At 64.4% G+C, this 16343-nt stretch carries 11 protein-coding genes; 3 read left to right on the top strand and 8 right to left on the bottom strand.

What is annotated here, in order from left to right; all coding sequences use genetic code 11:
• Positions 1 to 7: 7 nt before the first annotated feature.
• Positions 8 to 1444 carry an MFS transporter gene (locus FA85_RS14620; protein ID WP_036115589.1) on the top strand — a complete coding sequence of 479 codons (1437 nt, stop codon included), beginning with the start codon at positions 8 to 10 and terminating at the stop codon, positions 1442 to 1444.
• Here FA85_RS14620 and FA85_RS14615 read toward each other — a convergent pair.
• Together FA85_RS14615 and FA85_RS14610 are read right to left on the bottom strand one after the other, a co-directional pair.
• A complete protein-coding gene (locus FA85_RS14615) occupies positions 1376 to 2620 on the bottom strand; it encodes a carboxylate--amine ligase (RefSeq protein ID WP_156108792.1) in 1245 nt (414 codons plus the stop codon). The genes FA85_RS14620 and FA85_RS14615 overlap by 69 nt on opposite strands.
• A 113-nt stretch (positions 2621 to 2733) precedes the next feature.
• Positions 2734 to 3015, bottom strand: a complete 282-nt coding sequence (locus tag FA85_RS14610) for a hypothetical protein (RefSeq protein ID WP_197056550.1) — start codon at positions 3013 to 3015, stop codon at positions 2734 to 2736.
• Between the two features lie 161 nt (positions 3016 to 3176).
• Here FA85_RS14610 and FA85_RS14605 point away from each other — a divergent pair, with 161 nt between their 5' ends.
• Positions 3177 to 3386, top strand: a complete 210-nt coding sequence (locus FA85_RS14605; RefSeq protein ID WP_036115595.1) for a hypothetical protein — start codon at positions 3177 to 3179, stop codon at positions 3384 to 3386.
• Here FA85_RS14605 and FA85_RS14600 read toward each other — a convergent pair.
• From FA85_RS14600 to FA85_RS14575, 6 genes are all read right to left on the bottom strand, one after another.
• Complete coding sequence (locus tag FA85_RS14600; protein ID WP_156108793.1) at positions 3361 to 3759, bottom strand: hypothetical protein; 399 nt, start codon at positions 3757 to 3759, stop codon at positions 3361 to 3363. The two genes, FA85_RS14605 and FA85_RS14600, sit on opposite strands and share 26 nt — an antisense overlap.
• 113 nt (positions 3760 to 3872) lie before the next feature.
• Entirely contained in the window at positions 3873 to 4553 is a 681-nt protein-coding gene (locus FA85_RS14595; protein WP_036115599.1) for a basic secretory protein-like protein, read from the bottom strand.
• Positions 4554 to 4735: 182 nt separating this feature from the next.
• Positions 4736 to 7171 carry a GH92 family glycosyl hydrolase gene (locus tag FA85_RS14590; RefSeq protein ID WP_036115601.1) on the bottom strand — a complete coding sequence of 812 codons (2436 nt, stop codon included), beginning with the start codon at positions 7169 to 7171 and terminating at the stop codon, positions 4736 to 4738.
• Positions 7172 to 7196: 25 nt separating this feature from the next.
• A complete protein-coding gene (locus FA85_RS14585) occupies positions 7197 to 8609 on the bottom strand; it encodes a glycoside hydrolase family 125 protein (protein ID WP_036115602.1) in 1413 nt (470 codons plus the stop codon).
• Positions 8610 to 8629: 20 nt separating this feature from the next.
• Positions 8630 to 11317 carry a beta-mannosidase gene (locus FA85_RS14580; RefSeq protein WP_239739874.1) on the bottom strand — a complete coding sequence of 896 codons (2688 nt, stop codon included), beginning with the start codon at positions 11315 to 11317 and terminating at the stop codon, positions 8630 to 8632.
• On the bottom strand, positions 11314 to 14037 hold the full coding sequence (locus tag FA85_RS14575; RefSeq protein WP_051943924.1) for a TonB-dependent receptor: 2724 nt from the start codon (positions 14035 to 14037) through the stop codon (positions 11314 to 11316). The genes FA85_RS14580 and FA85_RS14575 overlap by 4 nt, the downstream gene beginning before the upstream one ends.
• A gap of 619 nt (positions 14038 to 14656) precedes the next feature.
• Between FA85_RS14575 and FA85_RS14570 the strand changes: the two genes are divergently transcribed.
• A complete protein-coding gene (locus tag FA85_RS14570) occupies positions 14657 to 16330 on the top strand; it encodes a DUF3300 domain-containing protein (RefSeq protein WP_051943925.1) in 1674 nt (557 codons plus the stop codon).
• Positions 16331 to 16343 lie beyond the last annotated feature (13 nt).

The following is a 16343-nucleotide window of genomic DNA, read 5'->3' as shown; positions in this document are numbered from 1 at the left end:
TCGGAGCATGGATCCCAAGGCCACGCTCCCCGACGGTATCGTCGAGACCGATGTTCCCGCGCGGCTCGACCGGCTGCGCTGGGGGCGCTTTCATACCCTGGTGGCCGTTGGCCTCGGGATCACCTGGGTGCTCGACGGGCTCGAGGTGACCATTACCGGCTCGATCGCCGGTGCGCTCAAATCCAGCCCGGTCCTCCACCTCACCGACGGTCAGGTGGGACTGGCGGGCAGCCTTTATCTCGTCGGTGCCGTGCTGGGCGCGCTTTTCTTCGGGTGGCTTACCGACCGACTCGGGCGGAAGAAGCTGTTCACGGTGACGCTGGGCCTGTATCTGACGGCCACGGCCGCTACGGCCTTCTCACCGGACTTCCTCACCTTCGTGATCTTCCGCGCGCTGACCGGCGCGGGCATCGGCGGCGAGTACGCCGCCATCAACTCGGCGATCCAGGAACTGATTCCGGCACGCTATCGTGGCCACACGGATCTGGTCATCAATGGCAGTTTCTGGATCGGCGCCGCACTGGGCGCGCTCGCCGCCGTAGGCCTGCTCGACATGGGCTGGGTATCGGCCGAGATCGGCTGGCGACTGACCTTCGGGTTGGGTGCCGTGCTGGGCCTGGGCATTCTTTTCCTGCGGCACTGGATTCCGGAGAGCCCGCGCTGGCTGATGCTTCATGGTCGCATCGAGGAGGCCGAGGCCGTGGTCGCCGACATCGAGAAGCGCCTCGACGTCGCTCCCCCTTCCGAACCGCTGCCACGGTTGCGTCTGCGTCCGCGCGGACTGACCCTTGCGGACGTTGCCCGTACATTGTTCCGTCTCTATCCGAAGCGGACCGTGCTGGGCCTGGTACTGATGGCCACGCAGGCGTTCTTCTACAACGCGATCTTCTTCACCTATGCGCTGGTGCTCGGCCGCTTTTACGGCGTGGCCGATGCGGATGTCGGTCTCTATCTGCTGCCATTCGCCGCCGGTAATTTCCTCGGCCCGCTCCTGCTGGGACGGCTGTTCGACACGCTGGGCCGGCGGACGATGATCGTGGCGACCTATGCACTGTCCGGACTGCTGCTGTTCGTCACCGCCTGGCTCTTCGTCCACGGCCACCTCGACGCGCGAACGCAGACGATCGCCTGGAGCATCGTGTTTTTCTTCGCCTCCGCGGCCGCCAGCTCGGCCTACCTCACCGTCAGCGAGAGCTTCCCACTGGAGTTGCGCGCCCTGGCCATCGCCCTGTTCTACGCCTTCGGCACGGCACTCGGCGGCGTCGCCGGCCCGTGGCTGTTCGGCCGCCTCATCGGCAGTGGCGAGCGCATGTCCATCGGCTGGGGCTACGCGCTGGGTGCTTCGCTGATGCTGATCGGGGCGGCAGCCGCGTGGTTACTTGGCATCGCCGCCGAGCGACGGTCCCTCGAAGATGTCGCCGCCCCGCTCGGCAGGGCCGACTGACAAACCGAACCGTTTACGCAGCAAGCCGCGGATGAAATGCCATGCAGGCCATGGATCGTCGCGGCGGAACACGTGCAGATCAGCACCGACCCACTCCATCAGCAGGCGGATCCAGCCCGGATGCCTGGCCGCCGGGGTAGAACGAATGCTGGCGATATCGTGATACAGGTCCACGCAGGCGACGCCGTCGCGATAGGCACGCGTCGCGCGTTTCACCGGCAGGCCCTGCGCGTCTTGCCAGGCCATTTCGCAGACGTTGACGCCGCTGCGCGCCGCGAACTCCACATAGGTCCAGGCGCGCGTATTCACCTCGATCAGGCGGAACGCGCCGTCGCGCGCATCGCGCTTGAACTCCGCGCTGAAGATGCCCCGGTAGTCCAGTCCATCGAGGACGCGACAGGTGCTGCGCACCGCGTCCGGCACGATCGCGAGCGGCACGGCCTGAGAGCACGAACTGTTGCCGAAGTCCGGAGGCGACATCCGGCGGCGACGACGGGCGAAGAGCCCGGTATACGCGCCCTGCCCGTCACGAAACCCGTCGATGAAGAAATGTTCGCTGGGTGGGCCGGGAACGTACTCCTGCGCCATGACGCGAAACCCCTGCGCGTGGAACCGGGCCCAGGCGTCACGCAATGCGCTCCGTCCTTGCACCCAGACGCCTTTGACGCCCGTGACATCACTGAATTTCTGCGAATTGACCGGCTTGAGGAAGACCCTGTCCAGGGTTTCGAACGGAATCGCCTCCACGTCCGCTGCGTCGGCCAGGCGGAAGGTGCGCGGATGTGGCACATGGATCGCCGCCAGATAGCCGGCAAACAGTGACTTGTCCTGAAGCAGGGCCTGCGCATCACGTCGCGCCGTGCTTGCAAGGAAACGCCAGCCGAGCACGCTGTGCGGAAGATCGGCGAGCCACAGCGCGGCATCGTCGGCACCCGGGATGATCACGGCCCGGGCCAGCGGCAGTGCCGCCAGTGCCTCGATGGCTTGCGGCCCCGGACTACCGTCCCAGCCCCGACAGCCGGGTAACGCCCTGAAATAGCGCGATCGCGTGACGATGTCGTCCGGCGGACACGCGACATAGGCAGGGATGCCGGCCAGATGAAGGCTGCGCAGAATGCCCAGTGCGGTGGGGCCACGCCCCATCACGATGGCAGGCAACCGTTGATCCGTTTGCATCACGCCCCCTGTCGGGCACCGCGCCGGAGTGGCGCACCCTGCAGGTCCAATGTGACATCGGTATCGACCGGGGCACAGATCGCCACACGATCTATGCCGTGCGGACGAGGGCGTCAGACCGGAGCGTCAGCCACGGCGAAGGGGAGCACGCCCGGTTCCCGGCCTTCCGCCTGGCGACGCGGCGGGGCCTGACGCGGTACGGATGGCGAGGTGCGCCCCAGTGTGATGTTCTTGGAAGCGCGGACTTCGCGATTGGCGAATGTCCAGATCTCACCCGTGGCCGTGATGAACACCGTCCAGTACAGATCGGACTCCGGGCCATAGTCGAGCAGGAAATGGGCAAATCCCTCGCCTTTCGGCGTATTCATGGGCAGCGGCGGATTCAGTTGCAGCATAGGGCTTCTCCTCGTGCCATGGATTTACAAGGAGGCGCCGTCGTGGGCGGGTGAACGTGTCGTGGGTCACGCGTCACCGTACGCGGACAGCATTTTCCTCGCCGGGCCCGCTAAAATGCACCGGACACACAGACAGCCAGTTCACCAGGGGTAACCAGCGCGTGCAGTCACGTAATTTCCGGGTATCGGTCGTCCAGCCCGGTGGCAAACTCGCCATCGAGGTCGAATTCAATGAGAAAGTGCATGGCCTTTCCGGCGACACGCTATGGCTGTCCCTGGAGGATGACACCCGTGTGGAGGACGCCGAAGCGCTTCGCGCGCTGCTGGAGCGGGTGGGTCACCGCATCACGGTAACGAACGTACGCTCCTGACCGGCGCGCTGGCACCGTCCTTAACGGCCACCGCCAGCGGCACCACGGTCGGCAGCAGCCGGTGGTTGGTGCCATGCACCTTGCCGCAACCCATGCATTCGCGCGTCGTCCCAAGCCCGCGGCGTGCCGCCCGCGGAGACGCCAGCAGGCAGCCGCAGACGTAGCAACCCGCGATGACGCCGCGGTCCCAGAGGCGCAGCCTCAGCAACTGGATGGCAGCCGAGCCGACGGCCACGAAAAGACCGCCGGCGAAGAGCCAGGCGGGCAGATTGGAATAAAGAGACACCAGTCCAAAATCGCCCGGCGTCTGCTGGGCGGCCCGGGTCACGCCAGCGGCCAACGATCCCGTACCGAAGGCGAGAAGGCTCGGCATGAACAGTCGAAGATACATACGCCCGGCGTAAGACATGTCTGAAAACCCTCCCCCGCCGGCCCTTCCGGCGCGAGGAGAGTGTCGTTACCGGGGTCTAGCCGCCGTGAATGGGGTCAGATGCCAGGCGACGCGGTGTACTGCGCCCATAACGTATCGACATCCGCGCCCGTCAGCTGTGCCCAGGTCTGGTCGGTGTACGACCGCCCGCGCAACGCCGCGTCAAGACCCTGCACGGTTCCCGCGTGATGCTCCTCGACCCACACGAGGAACCGGGCGGTGATGCGGTAGCTGTCGGTGTAGTTCTGCCCGGGGGCGTAATCGGGTAGCGACCAGCCCGCGGCCGCGTTGTTCACCCCATAGCGGTTACGCGCGTAATCCGCGATACCCTCGACCAGCCATCCGGGAATATTCTGCTGCCCATAGTCCTGCACGATATGCATCGACTCATGTGTGACCGTATCGGTGTCGTTCGGATTCGCGATCATGTACGCCGCGCCGTACGTCTCGGTCGCATTAGCCGTCGCGGCCACGCCGTCGTAGGACGGATCGAGGACGATGTTCACCGTCTTCGACGTATTCGGATTGAAGTCGGCCGCTTCTTTGGGATAGATCGTGAAGAAGGTGCTTATCATGGTATCGACGGTGGACTGCGCGATGCCCGAATTCTTGTCGGTCACGGTAAGCGTGTAACCGTTCTGCTGATACGAGTTCACCGTGTCGGCAAATGTGGGCCCCGCGGCGACGAGCGAGGCGATGATGAGCGCGCGAGCGCCGAAGCGCTTCGATGGCTGCATGAGCGTGACTCCTGCGTTGTAGGGTCGTTCGATGGTGGACCCATGGCGCGGGATGTTTCGGTGCAGGTGTCACACTTTGCGGTTTGGACGTCTATACATACGTGAAGATTACGGATGACATGGGGCGCTTCCACAAGCACCCCATCGCCATCACGGTCGCTCCCGCCGTTAGCGGCAAAACCTTACGCGCTGGGGGCGCTACCGAAGGATGGTGGGCGGTCCGCAAGGGCCTTGCCGAATTCGACGTTGGGCTTATCCCCCATCGCGAAGCTCAGCGTGCCGCCCGCCTCGAGGTCCTTGTGGGCGATCCAGCTCTTCGTCCACGGCTTGCCGTTCCACGACACCGACTGGATATACGGGCGCCCGGGTCCGTTGTCTTTCGCCTCGATCACCAGCGTGCGGCCCGCACCCACCTGCACTTCCGCACGATCGAGCAGCGGGCTGCCGAAAACGTAGTGGGTGCTGACGGGATCCACGGCATACAGACCCATCGAGCTCATGATGTACCACGCGCTCATCTGGCCACAGTCTTCGTTGCCCGGAAGGCCATCGGGCTCCGGCAGGTACATGGTCTCGAGCAGCATGCGCACGCGCGCCTGGGTCTTGTGGTGCGAACCGGTGTAAGCGTACAGGTAGGGCATGTGGTGCCCCGGTTCGTTGCCAAAGGCGTACTGGCCCACCATGCCGGCGATATCCGGCGGCGCGTTTTCCGGCAGCGTGGGATCGGCATTGAACAAACCGTCGAGCTTGGCCTCGAACGCCTGCTCACCACCGAACAGCCGCATGTAGTTGTACAGATCGTGCTGATTGAGGAACGTAGCCTGCCAGGCATTGGACTCGGTGAAATCGCGCCAGCGCTTCGAATGCCCGATGGCGATGGGATCGAACGGCTGCAGCCATGAGCCGTCTTCCGCACGCGGACGAACGAACTGCATGTCCTTGTCGAACACGTTGACGTAATTCTGCGAGCGCTTGCGCAGCAGCTTCGCCTCGTCGGCGTGACCCAGAGCGTCGGCCATGTGCGCTACCGCCCAGTCGTCGTACGCGTACTCGAGCGTCTTGCTGGCGGCCTCGCCTTCCTTGTCGCTGGGAATGAAGCCGAGCTTGCGGTAGTACGTCAGGCCGAAGTAATCGTCCTGCATGGCACGACGCTGGAACACCGGCCAGGCCTTGGCATAATCGATACCCTTGAAGCCCTTGGCCTGCGCCTCCGCTACGACCACGGCGGAGTGATAACCGATCATGCAGACCGTCTCGATCCCCTGCAGCGGCCAGACCGGCGCGCCACTGGGGCTTTCCACCGCGAGACGGACCAGACCGTCGACCAGGTCGGGTACGCGATCGGACTGGTAGAGCGTGAACAACGGGTGCTCGGCCCGATAGGTATCCCACAGTGAGTACGTGCTGTAGTTGTGCCGCCCCTCAGGCAACGTGTGCACGGCCTTGTCCATGCCACGATAGCGCCCGTCGAAGTCGCTGAAAACCGTGGGCGCCAGCATCGTGTGATACAGCGAGCTGTAGAACGTCCGCTTGATCTTGTCCGACGACGATTCGATGCGGATCTTCGACAGTTCCTGGATCCACTCGGCCTCGGCCGACGCACGAACACCGTCGAAGTCCCAGCCGGGAATCTCGTTGTCCAGGTTGCGCATCGCGCCGTCGATGTCCACGCCGGAGATACCGACCTTGACCAGCAGGGGCTCGGATGAGGCCTTGTCGAAGTGCAACGCGGCCTTGAGGTGATTGCCCTTCGCCGTCGTCGACCCCTTGGGCAGCGCCTTGTCCTCGTCATACAACGTGACGCTGGCGGCGGGACGCGACAGCTTCATCGCGAAGTAGATCACCCGGCCGGAGGCCCATTGCCATACGCGACGACCGCCGACCAGCGTGTCGTTACCGACCAGGGTCAGCTCGGCATCGGTCACGTTGGCGGGCTTGTCCATCGCATCGCCGTAGCCATGCGCCAGATCGAACAGGATGTGCGCGTCGCCTTCCTTGCCGAACGTATAACGATGGATGCCGGCGCGCAGCGTCGCGGTCAGTTCGGCGAGGATGTCGAAGCGGGTGAGCTTGGCGCGGTAGTAACCCGGGTGGGCCTGCTCGCCGGTGTAGTGCGAGCGGTAACCCTTTACGCCACTGCGATAGCCCTTCTCGGGCTTACCGTCGCCCTGCTTCTTCGCATCGAAGCGCGACACGTAATTGACGCCGTCGAAATCGCGGTCGCCAGGCTGCAGCAGCACGGGGCCCATCGAGGGCATGACCAGGAAATCGAGCATGTCGGCTGCACCGGTACCGCTCAGGTGGGTGTGCGAGAAGCCCATGATCGAGCCGTCGCCCTGGTGGTAACCGGACGAACCATCCCACTGCGCGTTGTACGTGTCCGGGCTCAGCTGGACCATGCCGAACGGTCGGGTGGCACCGGGATAGGTGTGACCGTGACCGCCCGTGCCGACGAAGACGTCGACGTAACGCAAGACGCTGTCACCGACGGTGCCGCCGCCGGATGGTGGCGTTTTCAGGCTTTCTTGTACGCCACCGGCCAGCGCGGTGAGGGAGCCTAGCTGACCGATGGCGGTGAAGGCAGCCATCCCTTGCAGAAAACGTCGACGGTTGACCATGAATCGCTCCAGCTCGGATGTCGCGTCAGACGCGACGCAGGGTGTCGGGGTGCTTGTCGGCGAGATGAACGATCAGCTCGCCGAAAAGGGTGTTGGCCCACGCGAACCAGGCTCGCGTGAACTTCTTCGGATCATCCTGATCGAAGGCTTCGTGCATGAAGCCAGTACCGTTGTGCGTGGTCTTGAGCCAGTGCAGGCACTGGCGGATTTCAGCCGCGTCATCCGTCGTGAAGGCCTTCATCATGATCGACATCGGCCAGATCATACGCAGACCTTCATGCGGACCGCCGATGCCTTCACCGGCCGTGCCCTTGAAGAAATACGGATTGGCCGTGCTCCAGACGCGCTGACGCGTGCGTGCATAGCGAGCATCATGCTTCGCGCTCTCCAGGTACGGCAGCGCGAGCAGGCTGGGCACGTTGGCGTCGTCCATGAACAACTGGTTGCCATAGCCGTCGACTTCGTAGGCCCAGAAATCGTCCTGGCCGTCGTGCATCACGCCGTACTTTTCGACTGCCTCCTCGACCTCATCGGCCAGCGCATTGGCCTCGCTGGCGAACGCCTGGTCACCGAACAACGTGCCGTGCATCTGTGCAAGGCGACGCAGCGTCACCACCGCGAACAGGTTGCCGGGGATATTGAACGGATAGACCGTCGCATCGTCCGAAGGGCGGAACATGGCGTGGATCATGCCGACCGGACGCGTCGGCTGACCGTAGCCATCGAGGAACTGGCTCTCGGTCGGCTTCGGCGACGGGCGCTGAAACTGGTACGGGCCGTGACCGTCCTTGCGCTGCTGTTCGCGGAAGGTCGTCACGATACTGCGTGTGGCGGCGCGCCACGATTCGTCGAACGGCTCGCGGTCGCCCGAGGTCTGCCAGTAGCCATGTGCGAGGCGTACGGGGTAGCAGAGCGAATCGATCTCCCATTTGCGCTCGGCCACGCCGGGACGCATGTCGGTGATGTCGGCCTGCGCCCAGTCCATCTTGCTCTTGCCCTTGGTATCGGGCAGGAACGCGTTGGCATAGGGGTCGATGAGTATGCAGCGTGCCTGGCGGCGGATCAGGCCACGAAACAGCTTGCGCAGCCCCTCGTCTTTCGGGGTCAGCGGAAGATAAGGCCAGACCTGCGCGGACGAGTCACGCAGCCACATGGCGTCGATATCGCCGGTCACCACGAAGGTATCTTCGTAGCCGTCCAGGCGGCCGAGCTCGACCGTGGTGTCCAGCGTGTTCGGGAAGCAGTTCTCGAAGATCCAGGCGAGCTCGGGATCGGCGATTTTCTTCTTCGTCGCGGCGATGAGGTGTTCCACCGCATCACTGGTGAACTTGCGCTTGCCCACCGGTGGACGCTGACTGGTGAAGCGCGACGCAGCGGCGGCGCCCATGCTCATGCCCCCCATCATCGCGACGCCCGGTGCGAGCGAAAGCCATTTCATCACATTGCGACGGGAGGGATTCACGGCGTGGTCTCCTTCAGGGCATCGACGAGCGAGCGAACGGTAATCGCCCGGCGAAGGGCTTCGGTATCGGTGCTGCCATCGACCTCGATGTCGATGCTTTCACCGGGCAACAGGTCGAACGCGTTCTGCGAAAGACGGACGTCGATATCGCCCGTATCGACCCAGACCGCGCGGGCAAGACGTTTCGCGCTCACCGTCAGCACCAGGCCGTGTGCGCCATCATGCAGTGACGTGGTCAGCTCCGGCGTGGGCAATGCCAGCGTCCGGGCGGCGCCGAAATACAGGAGGTGATGCGCCGCGGGCTTGCCATCCTCCAGCAGATCGAAGGCGGCGACCGTCTTGCGCGGATCGGCCCCCTTGAGCAGCGTCGCATCGTCCACGGTCGCCGCCCGGGTGCTGGACAGCGCCGTCGCGTGCACAGGAATACGGGCCTCCCGCAGCAGCTTGCCGCCCATGTCGTAGACACGAGTGCGCAGGACGGCGTCGAAGTCGCTCGTGCGGTCGGACACGGCGAAGACATCCGTCTTACCATCACGACGCAGCGGCACGACATCCACCGGCGCATAGAAACGCTTCGCGTGGAACTGCAGCGCCTTCCAGCGGTTGAAGTAGTCGACGCTGGCCCAGGACGCGCCCGGCCACACATCGTTCAACTGCCAGTACAACGTACCCATGTTGCGCGGGCGGGCGCTGCGCAGGTGCTCGGCGGCCAGTTCGATCCCTTCGGCCTGCATGACCTGACTGAGGTAGACGAACGACGGGAAATCCTTCGGTTCGCCGTACTCCTGGCGGATGTACAGCAACAGACGCTGGTTGCCGTCGCCGTTGGCGAACTTCTGGTGCGCGCGCATCACCTTCGACTCCGGCTGCATGTCCTCCGGCTGGGCGAAGGCCTTGATCGTGGCCATCACCGGGAAGGACTGCAGACCGTATTCGGACTGGAAGCGCGGCGTGATGTCGAGGTAGTGCGAGATAGGCTCAGAACCCGACCACACTTTCCAGTAATGCATGTCGCCGTCGGTCTCGACATTGGCCGGACCGTCGAAGTCCGTGCTCGGCGAGCTGGCCCAGTACGGCACCTGCGGCGACAGATCCGACACGACCTTGCGCAGCGTCTTGTCGAAGATCGTACGCATGCCGTCTTCGACCTTCTTCACTTCATCGGCGTTGACGAATTTCTGGAAGTCGATGCGATCGGGCCATTCCTCCCAGCCCGTCTGCACTTCGTTGTTACCGGCCCAGAGTACGATCGAGGGGTGATCGCGCAGGCGCGTGACCTGCTCCTCGGCTTCGATGCGGGTGCTCTCGCGGAACGCATCGTCGTACGGCGTCACCGCGCCGCCGAACATGAAGTCCTGCCAGATCATCACACCCAGACGGTCAGCCGCCGCGTAGAACGCGTCGTCCTGGTAGGTGCCGCCGCCCCACATGCGCAACATGTTCATGTTGGCGTCCTTCGCGGATCGAAGGATGGCTTCCAGCCGCTCGCTGGAGACGCGCGAAGGGAACGCATCGTATGGAATCAGGTTGGCGCCCTTGGCGAAGACCGGCACGCCGTTGACGACAAACGCGAAGCCCCTGCCCCACTGGTCCTTGTCGCGACGCAGCTCGACCTTGCGCAGGCCGGTTTCGCGATCGGCCCCGGCAACCGTCGATCCGCCGGAGTCGACGCTGGCGTGGAACCGGTAGAGATTCGGTTCGCCGTAGCCGACCGGCCACCAGCGTTGCGGATGGTCGATGCTCAGCGGCACCCCGACGTGGTTCTCGCCGGCCTTCAGGGCGACCTCACGCTGTTCGCTACCGGTCTTGCCGTCCGGCCCGGTCCACTCGACCTTGAGGGTGACCGCGCCCGCCTTGTCGGCACGCACGTCGAGTTGCGCGTCCAACCTGGCCACGTCCGCTTCGACCTCGGTCTGAGCGATATGGAAGTCGGCGACGCGGAGGTCATCCCAGCTTTCCAGGCGCACGGGGCGCCAGATACCGAGCGTGACGTAACGCGGACCCCAGTCCCAGCCGTACTGGTAGTTGGCTTTGCGGACGTAGTTGGAGGTCTGCTTACCCTTCGGCTCATCGCCGAAGGACGAATCGAATTCGCCCGGCAACGCATACGGCTGTTTCAGCAGCCACGGCTGCACGCGTGCGATGGGGGACTGCAGGTGCACGGTGAGCGTATTGCTTCCCGCGTGCAGGGTGTTCTTTACCGGCAGGCGCCAGCGGCGGAACATGTTGTCCGCCGAGAGCAGCTTCTTACCGTTGAGGCTGACCTCGGCGAAGGTGTCGAGGCCGTCGAAAACGAGATCGACGTGACCGCGCCTGAGCGTGGCCGCGTCGACGTCGAAGCTGAGCTGGTAGTCCCAGTCGGAGAGGCCGATCCATTGGAGGCTGGCCTCGTTGTCGCGCCAGAACGGGTCGGGGATGTTCTTCCGGGCGAGCAGGTCGGTCTGGATCGCGCCGGGGACGGTGGCGGGTTGCCACTCATCCAGCCGCTCGCACGATGACGTGCATTGCCTCAGTCGTTTCAGCTGGGCTGAGGGTTCGCCAGCAGGGTTGGCTCCCGCCGGCGTGGCGGTATGGGACAGACGGAATTGCCAGCCGACGGAGAGGTCTCTCTCCGTCGGCGTGGTCGCGCCGGCGGCGCCGACGACTAGCCAGGCCGCCAGTGCCAGCGACGCGCGGGGCGTCACAGCTTGAAGCCCATCGTCACCATGTAGGTGCGGCCGTTCTTGTATGCGTTGAGCGGCTGGGCCGGCGTGTTGTTGTAGACCATATACGTCTCGTCCAGCAGGTTGGTGGCGTCGAGCGAAAGGCGGATATGGTCATTTAGCTGATAACCCACCGTCGCGTCCAGTTCACGGAAGATGCCCGTGATCTGCTGCGACTGGAGCTGGGCGATCGACGTGAAGTACGACGAACGCCAGCTATAGGTCAGGCGCGCGCTCCACGGACCCTGCTCGAAGAACGGCGACAGGTTGAACGAATTCTTCGAGTTGTACGGCAGCGGGAAATCGTTGCTGGTGTCCGCGTCGGAGTAGGTGTAGTTCGCCAGCATGCCGAAGCCATACGCGAAGTTCTGCTGGTAGGTCAGCGAGGCTCCCTTGACCTTGGCCACGCCTGCATTGGTCGGCACCTGCATCTGATACACGTCGTCGTGCTGCTCGGTCAGGTTGTACTGCGTCTGGGCGACGTTGGTGTTGAGGATGTAGCCCGAGATACGACGGTAGAACAGCTCAGCGGACAGCACGCTGTTTTCCGAGAAGTACCACTCGGCCGAAGCGTCGTAGTTGGTCGACTTGTACGGCTTGAGGTCGATGTTGCCCGCGGAGCCGGTCAGGGTACGGTCGTCCAGTGCCACGTACGGGGTCATCTGCTGATAACGCGGACGCGCGATGGCCTTCGCCGCGGCGAAACGCAGCGTCACGTCTTCGGCGGCGTCGAACGCGATGTTGAACGACGGCAGCCAGTCGTGATACGCGCTGCGCTTGTTCACGGCGGCGTAATTGCCGTTACCGATGCTGTTGTAACCGTCCACCGTGTCACGCGTGCGGAAGTAGCGCGCACCGATGTTGCCGCGATAACCGTCGCCAGCGAAGTCGCCCTGCACGTAGAACGCGCGGTTCTGCTCGGCGATGCTGTACGTGGCTTTCGGGTCGAGCGACGTGTTCGTGACCAGACTCGACACATAGGCCTTCATCAGGCCCGGATCGATCGTGGTCCAGTTGCCCGTGTTGCCGGCCGAGTCGAGCCCGTCGAGGTAGCCGCCCGGCGTGCCGCCGTTGGCAAGGTCGGCGAGGCTGGTGCCGGCGTAAGCCGTGGCCGGAATATTGGCCGTGTATGCGTCCTGACCATCCAGATGATTGGTCGCCTTGATGCCGACCGAGATCTGGTTCAGCGGACCCCAGGCGACGTCGTGCGAGAAGTCGAACTGGAAGTAACGTTCGCGGTCGTAGCTCGGTGCGTAGCTGTAACCGGCACCGTGAGCGAGCGCGGCGGACGGGTTGTCCGGGCTGTTGTAGTTGATCTGCGGATGTTCGCCGTCGAGCGCGTAATTGAAGCCGCCGAAGTTCTGGAACTGCATGTTCCAGATGCCATCCGAACCGCCGGTGGAGCCGGTGTAACCGACCTGGCTCGACGCCGTCCAGCCGTCACCGAACCAGTCGGCGCGAAGGTTCGCCACACCGGTGTTCACCGTCGAATCGCGCTCGTAACCGTCCAGATAGGTCGACGTGTTCGCGTCGTAGCTACCCGTGGTCGCGACACCGTTCTGGAAACCGAGCGCCGTCGCATTCGCCGCCGAACCGGACCATTCGCCGTAATGGCTCTGGTTGAAGTTGTTGAACTTCTCGGTGACGTAGAGGCCGGTGAAGTTCAGCTCGAATGCATCGTTCGGCTTCCACTGCAGACCGGTCGACACGCCGTCGCGCTTGCGGCGCTGCTGGAACCACGCGGTATTGACGGCGGTCGGGTAGACGCCCTGCTGGTTCGGCGACACCACGGCCGGATTGAACTGGTGGTCCGGGTTGGTATCGGTCGGATCGTTGACGCGCTGGTAGCCGAAGACTTCGGTGCCCTGGCGGTCGATGATCTTGTCGGAGTGCATGATGGAGCCGAGCACGCCGAAGGTGTTGTCCTGGTTCTTCCAGCTGTAAAGCACCGACGCGTTCGGCTTGCCCTTGTCCGCGCGATCGTTGTAACCGTAGCTCACGGTACCGGTCAGCGTGTTGGCCTTGAGATCCAGCGGACGACGCGTGTTGACGATGACGGTACCGCCAATCGAGCCCTCGTCGATGTTCGCCTGCGGCGTCTTGTAGACCTGCGCATTACCGATGATTTCCGAGGTCAACAGGCTGTAGTTGAACGAGCGGCTGTCGGGATTGTTCGGATCGGACGTCCAGTTGGTCGAGGCGACGGTCTGGCCGTTGAGCAGCAGGCGGTTGAGCGCCGGATCGGTACCCAGGATGCTGACCTTGTCGCCTTCGCCGAAGTTGCGGTCGACGCTGATACCGGGCAGATGCGAGAGCGATTCGGCCACGTTGGTGTCCGGGAACTTGCCCACGTCTTCGGCCGAGATGGCGTCGACGATGGAGTCGGCGTTGCGTTTCAGGTCGAGCGACTTCTGCAGGCTGGCGCGAATGCCGGTGACCGTCACGGCGCCCAGGTTAGCGGCGTCCTGCGGGTTGGCGTTCGGGTCGGCCGGCTTGGCGGCATCGGTCTTCTTCGTCGTGCTGGCGGCCGGGGCGGGGGAAGCCGCGTCCTGTGCGATCGCGTTGCCGGTGGCCAAGAGGCCGGCGAGGATAGCCATGGAAAGTACGCTGATGCGGGGGTTCACATCGTTCTCCTGAGGAATGCCTGGTGTTTTCGCGAGACGCACGACACCGCGCGGGCTATTGCCCGCGTTGATCGTCATGCGTATCGCCGGATTTCTTTCTGCCCTGCGCCCTGTCGCCGATGCGCCGCCTTCCGGCCCTGCGCTGATCGCGCTCATATCGCGATTGCAACGGTATTACCGAGCGGATTTTTAGGGGCCGCTGACAACGTTGTCAACCGCTTTTTTAACTCGATCTAAAGTCATACAAATGAGCACAAGTCTTTGTCTTAAAAGCATTTAACCGAATGACGAAAATACTGCACTGCGGTATATCTCAAGAATCATTTGGATCGATCCATGCGCTTTTCAGGCCGGGTCGCGGTTACGAGAAACGGCGCTGTGACGCGGTTTTTATCGAACGGAACGTTCGGCGCCGCGCTCGGTCGGCGCGATGGCGTCGCTTTGCTGCACTGCAACCAGAAATGCGACGGATTTCACACGTCGGCAGGATCGCTGGACCGCGAATTTGGACGATTCAAGCGCGCGACCTTGCGGAAAACACCGGTTAAACCCGCAGTTTCTCGCGAAGACCGACGGGCGCATGAACGGGTTCCTCGCAACCGCGCATCGAACCGGCGACAGACAGCGACCAGTCACCCTTCCGGAACGAATCTGCTGGCGACACGTCGGCCCCCCCGATTTTCTGCAAGGACCTCCCATGAAGCGCGTGAGTCTGCACCTCGTCCGCACCACCCTGCTTTCCGCCTCGCTGGTCGCCGCGCTCGGCGCCTGCAACCGCACGCCGCCCGACGAGGCGCCCGCCGCTGCCAGCGCGCCGGCAGCGCCAGCCAGCGCCGCACAGGCTACGGCCGATCCCGGCTATGCGCGTCCTACGGCCGACCAGCTTTACGCGCTGGTGTCGCCCATCGCCCTGTTCCCTGACAAGTTGGTCGCACTCACACTCGCCGGCTCGACGCATCCCGATCAGGTCGATGCCGCACGCGGTTTCCTGGACAGCAATCGCAACCTCAACGGCGGAGCGCTCATCGACGCCGCCGACGCTCAGCCGTGGGATCCAAGCGTGAAGTCCCTCGTGGCCTTCCCCGCCGTGCTCGATCAACTGGCGAACAACCGCGACTGGACCGCCGCGCTCGGCGACGCTTACGCCAACGAGCCGACCGACGTACTGAATGCGATCCAGGTGATGCGCGACCGCGCACGGTCGCATGGTTCTCTGAAGAGTTCGTCGCAGCAGGTTGTCCAGATCGACGAGGCGCCACCCGTGGACGAAGCTGCGAGCGTGGCCTCGATCGTTCCCGCGCCCGCCCGCACGATCGTCATCGAGCAGGCGCAATCCGATGTGGTCTACGTGCCGCAGTACGACCCCGACGTGGTTTACGGCGAACCGGTGTACTCCCGCGTGTACCGCACGCACTGGTACGAAGCGCCCGCCACGCGTGGCGACGTCGTCACCGCCGGACTGGTGTCCTTCGGCGCGGGCATCCTGGTGGGACAGCTGTTCGCCTCGCACGATCATTACGACCGTCCGCACGGCGGCTGGAACGAGTGGAACACCGCGTGGGGACGTGGGCCGCGGGGCGACTATCGCGGTCGTCCCGCCGTGGTCTACGACAACCACCCCTATGTCGTGAATCGCACCACGATCAACCGCACCGTCAACAACACCTACGTCAATCGTCCGGTGAACATCGACAACCGCCACGACAACGACAACGTCGCGATTCACAACGCGCCACCCCAGGCTCAGCAGCGAGCGCCGCAGCGTCCCGACTTCGACCACATGCAGCGCCCGAACTTCACGGCCGCCATGGCGCATCCGACCGCAGCGAACGAACGACCGGCGCTTCCGCCTCAGGCGCGGCCGGGCCCGTCAGCGCCGCAGGCTTTCGCCCGGCCTGAGCAACAGCCGCCCATTCACGCCATGCAGCACGAAGACCCGCGCGTCGCCAACGTGCATGCCGTCGGCGCCCGTACGCAACCCTTCGACGACCGTCATGCGCAAGCCGCCGAAGCGCCACGACCCGCTGCGTTCCAACACTCCGCGGAAGCGTCGCGACCGGCCCCGACACCTCGCGTCGAGCAGCCGAGGCGTCCGGAACCGGCGTTCCAGCAGGAAGCCCGCCCGCAGGCTCAGCGGGAACCGCAGGTCGAGCGGGAGCCGCGGCCGCAGCGGGAGGCGCAGCCGCCGCGTGAGGCGCAGCCGCCGCGTGAGGCGCAGCCGCAGCGTGAGCCTCTGCCGCAGCAACGCAGCGAACCACCGCGTGAGCGCCCCGCGCCTCAGCAGCACCAGCAGCAAGCCGCGCAGCATCCGCAACCCCGGCACGAAGATCACGCGCCGCCTGCGCACCACGATCACGACAAGCACGACTGAGCAAAAAAAGCCC

The organism is Luteibacter mycovicinus (assembly GCF_000745235.1).
Classification (GTDB): domain Bacteria; phylum Pseudomonadota; class Gammaproteobacteria; order Xanthomonadales; family Rhodanobacteraceae; genus Luteibacter; species Luteibacter mycovicinus.
This window is presented reverse-complemented; position numbering and strand designations above follow the sequence as displayed.

Bases quoted from the DNA above. Each gene is read 5' to 3' on its own strand.
- FA85_RS14620 (WP_036115589.1), top strand. From the start codon at position 8: ATGGATCCCAAGGCCACGCTCCCCGACGGTATCGTCGAGACCGATGTT.
- FA85_RS14615 (WP_156108792.1), bottom strand. From the start codon at position 2,620: ATGCAAACGGATCAACGGTTGCCTGCCATCGTGATGGGGCGTGGCCCC.
- FA85_RS14610 (WP_197056550.1), bottom strand. From the start codon at position 3,015: ATGCTGCAACTGAATCCGCCGCTGCCCATGAATACGCCGAAAGGCGAG.
- FA85_RS14600 (WP_156108793.1), bottom strand. From the start codon at position 3,759: ATGCCGAGCCTTCTCGCCTTCGGTACGGGATCGTTGGCCGCTGGCGTG.
- FA85_RS14595 (WP_036115599.1), bottom strand. From the start codon at position 4,553: ATGCAGCCATCGAAGCGCTTCGGCGCTCGCGCGCTCATCATCGCCTCG.
- FA85_RS14590 (WP_036115601.1), bottom strand. From the start codon at position 7,171: ATGGTCAACCGTCGACGTTTTCTGCAAGGGATGGCTGCCTTCACCGCC.
- FA85_RS14585 (WP_036115602.1), bottom strand. From the start codon at position 8,609: ATGAAATGGCTTTCGCTCGCACCGGGCGTCGCGATGATGGGGGGCATG.
- FA85_RS14575 (WP_051943924.1), bottom strand. From the start codon at position 14,037: ATGACGATCAACGCGGGCAATAGCCCGCGCGGTGTCGTGCGTCTCGCG.
- FA85_RS14570 (WP_051943925.1), top strand. From the start codon at position 14,657: ATGAAGCGCGTGAGTCTGCACCTCGTCCGCACCACCCTGCTTTCCGCC.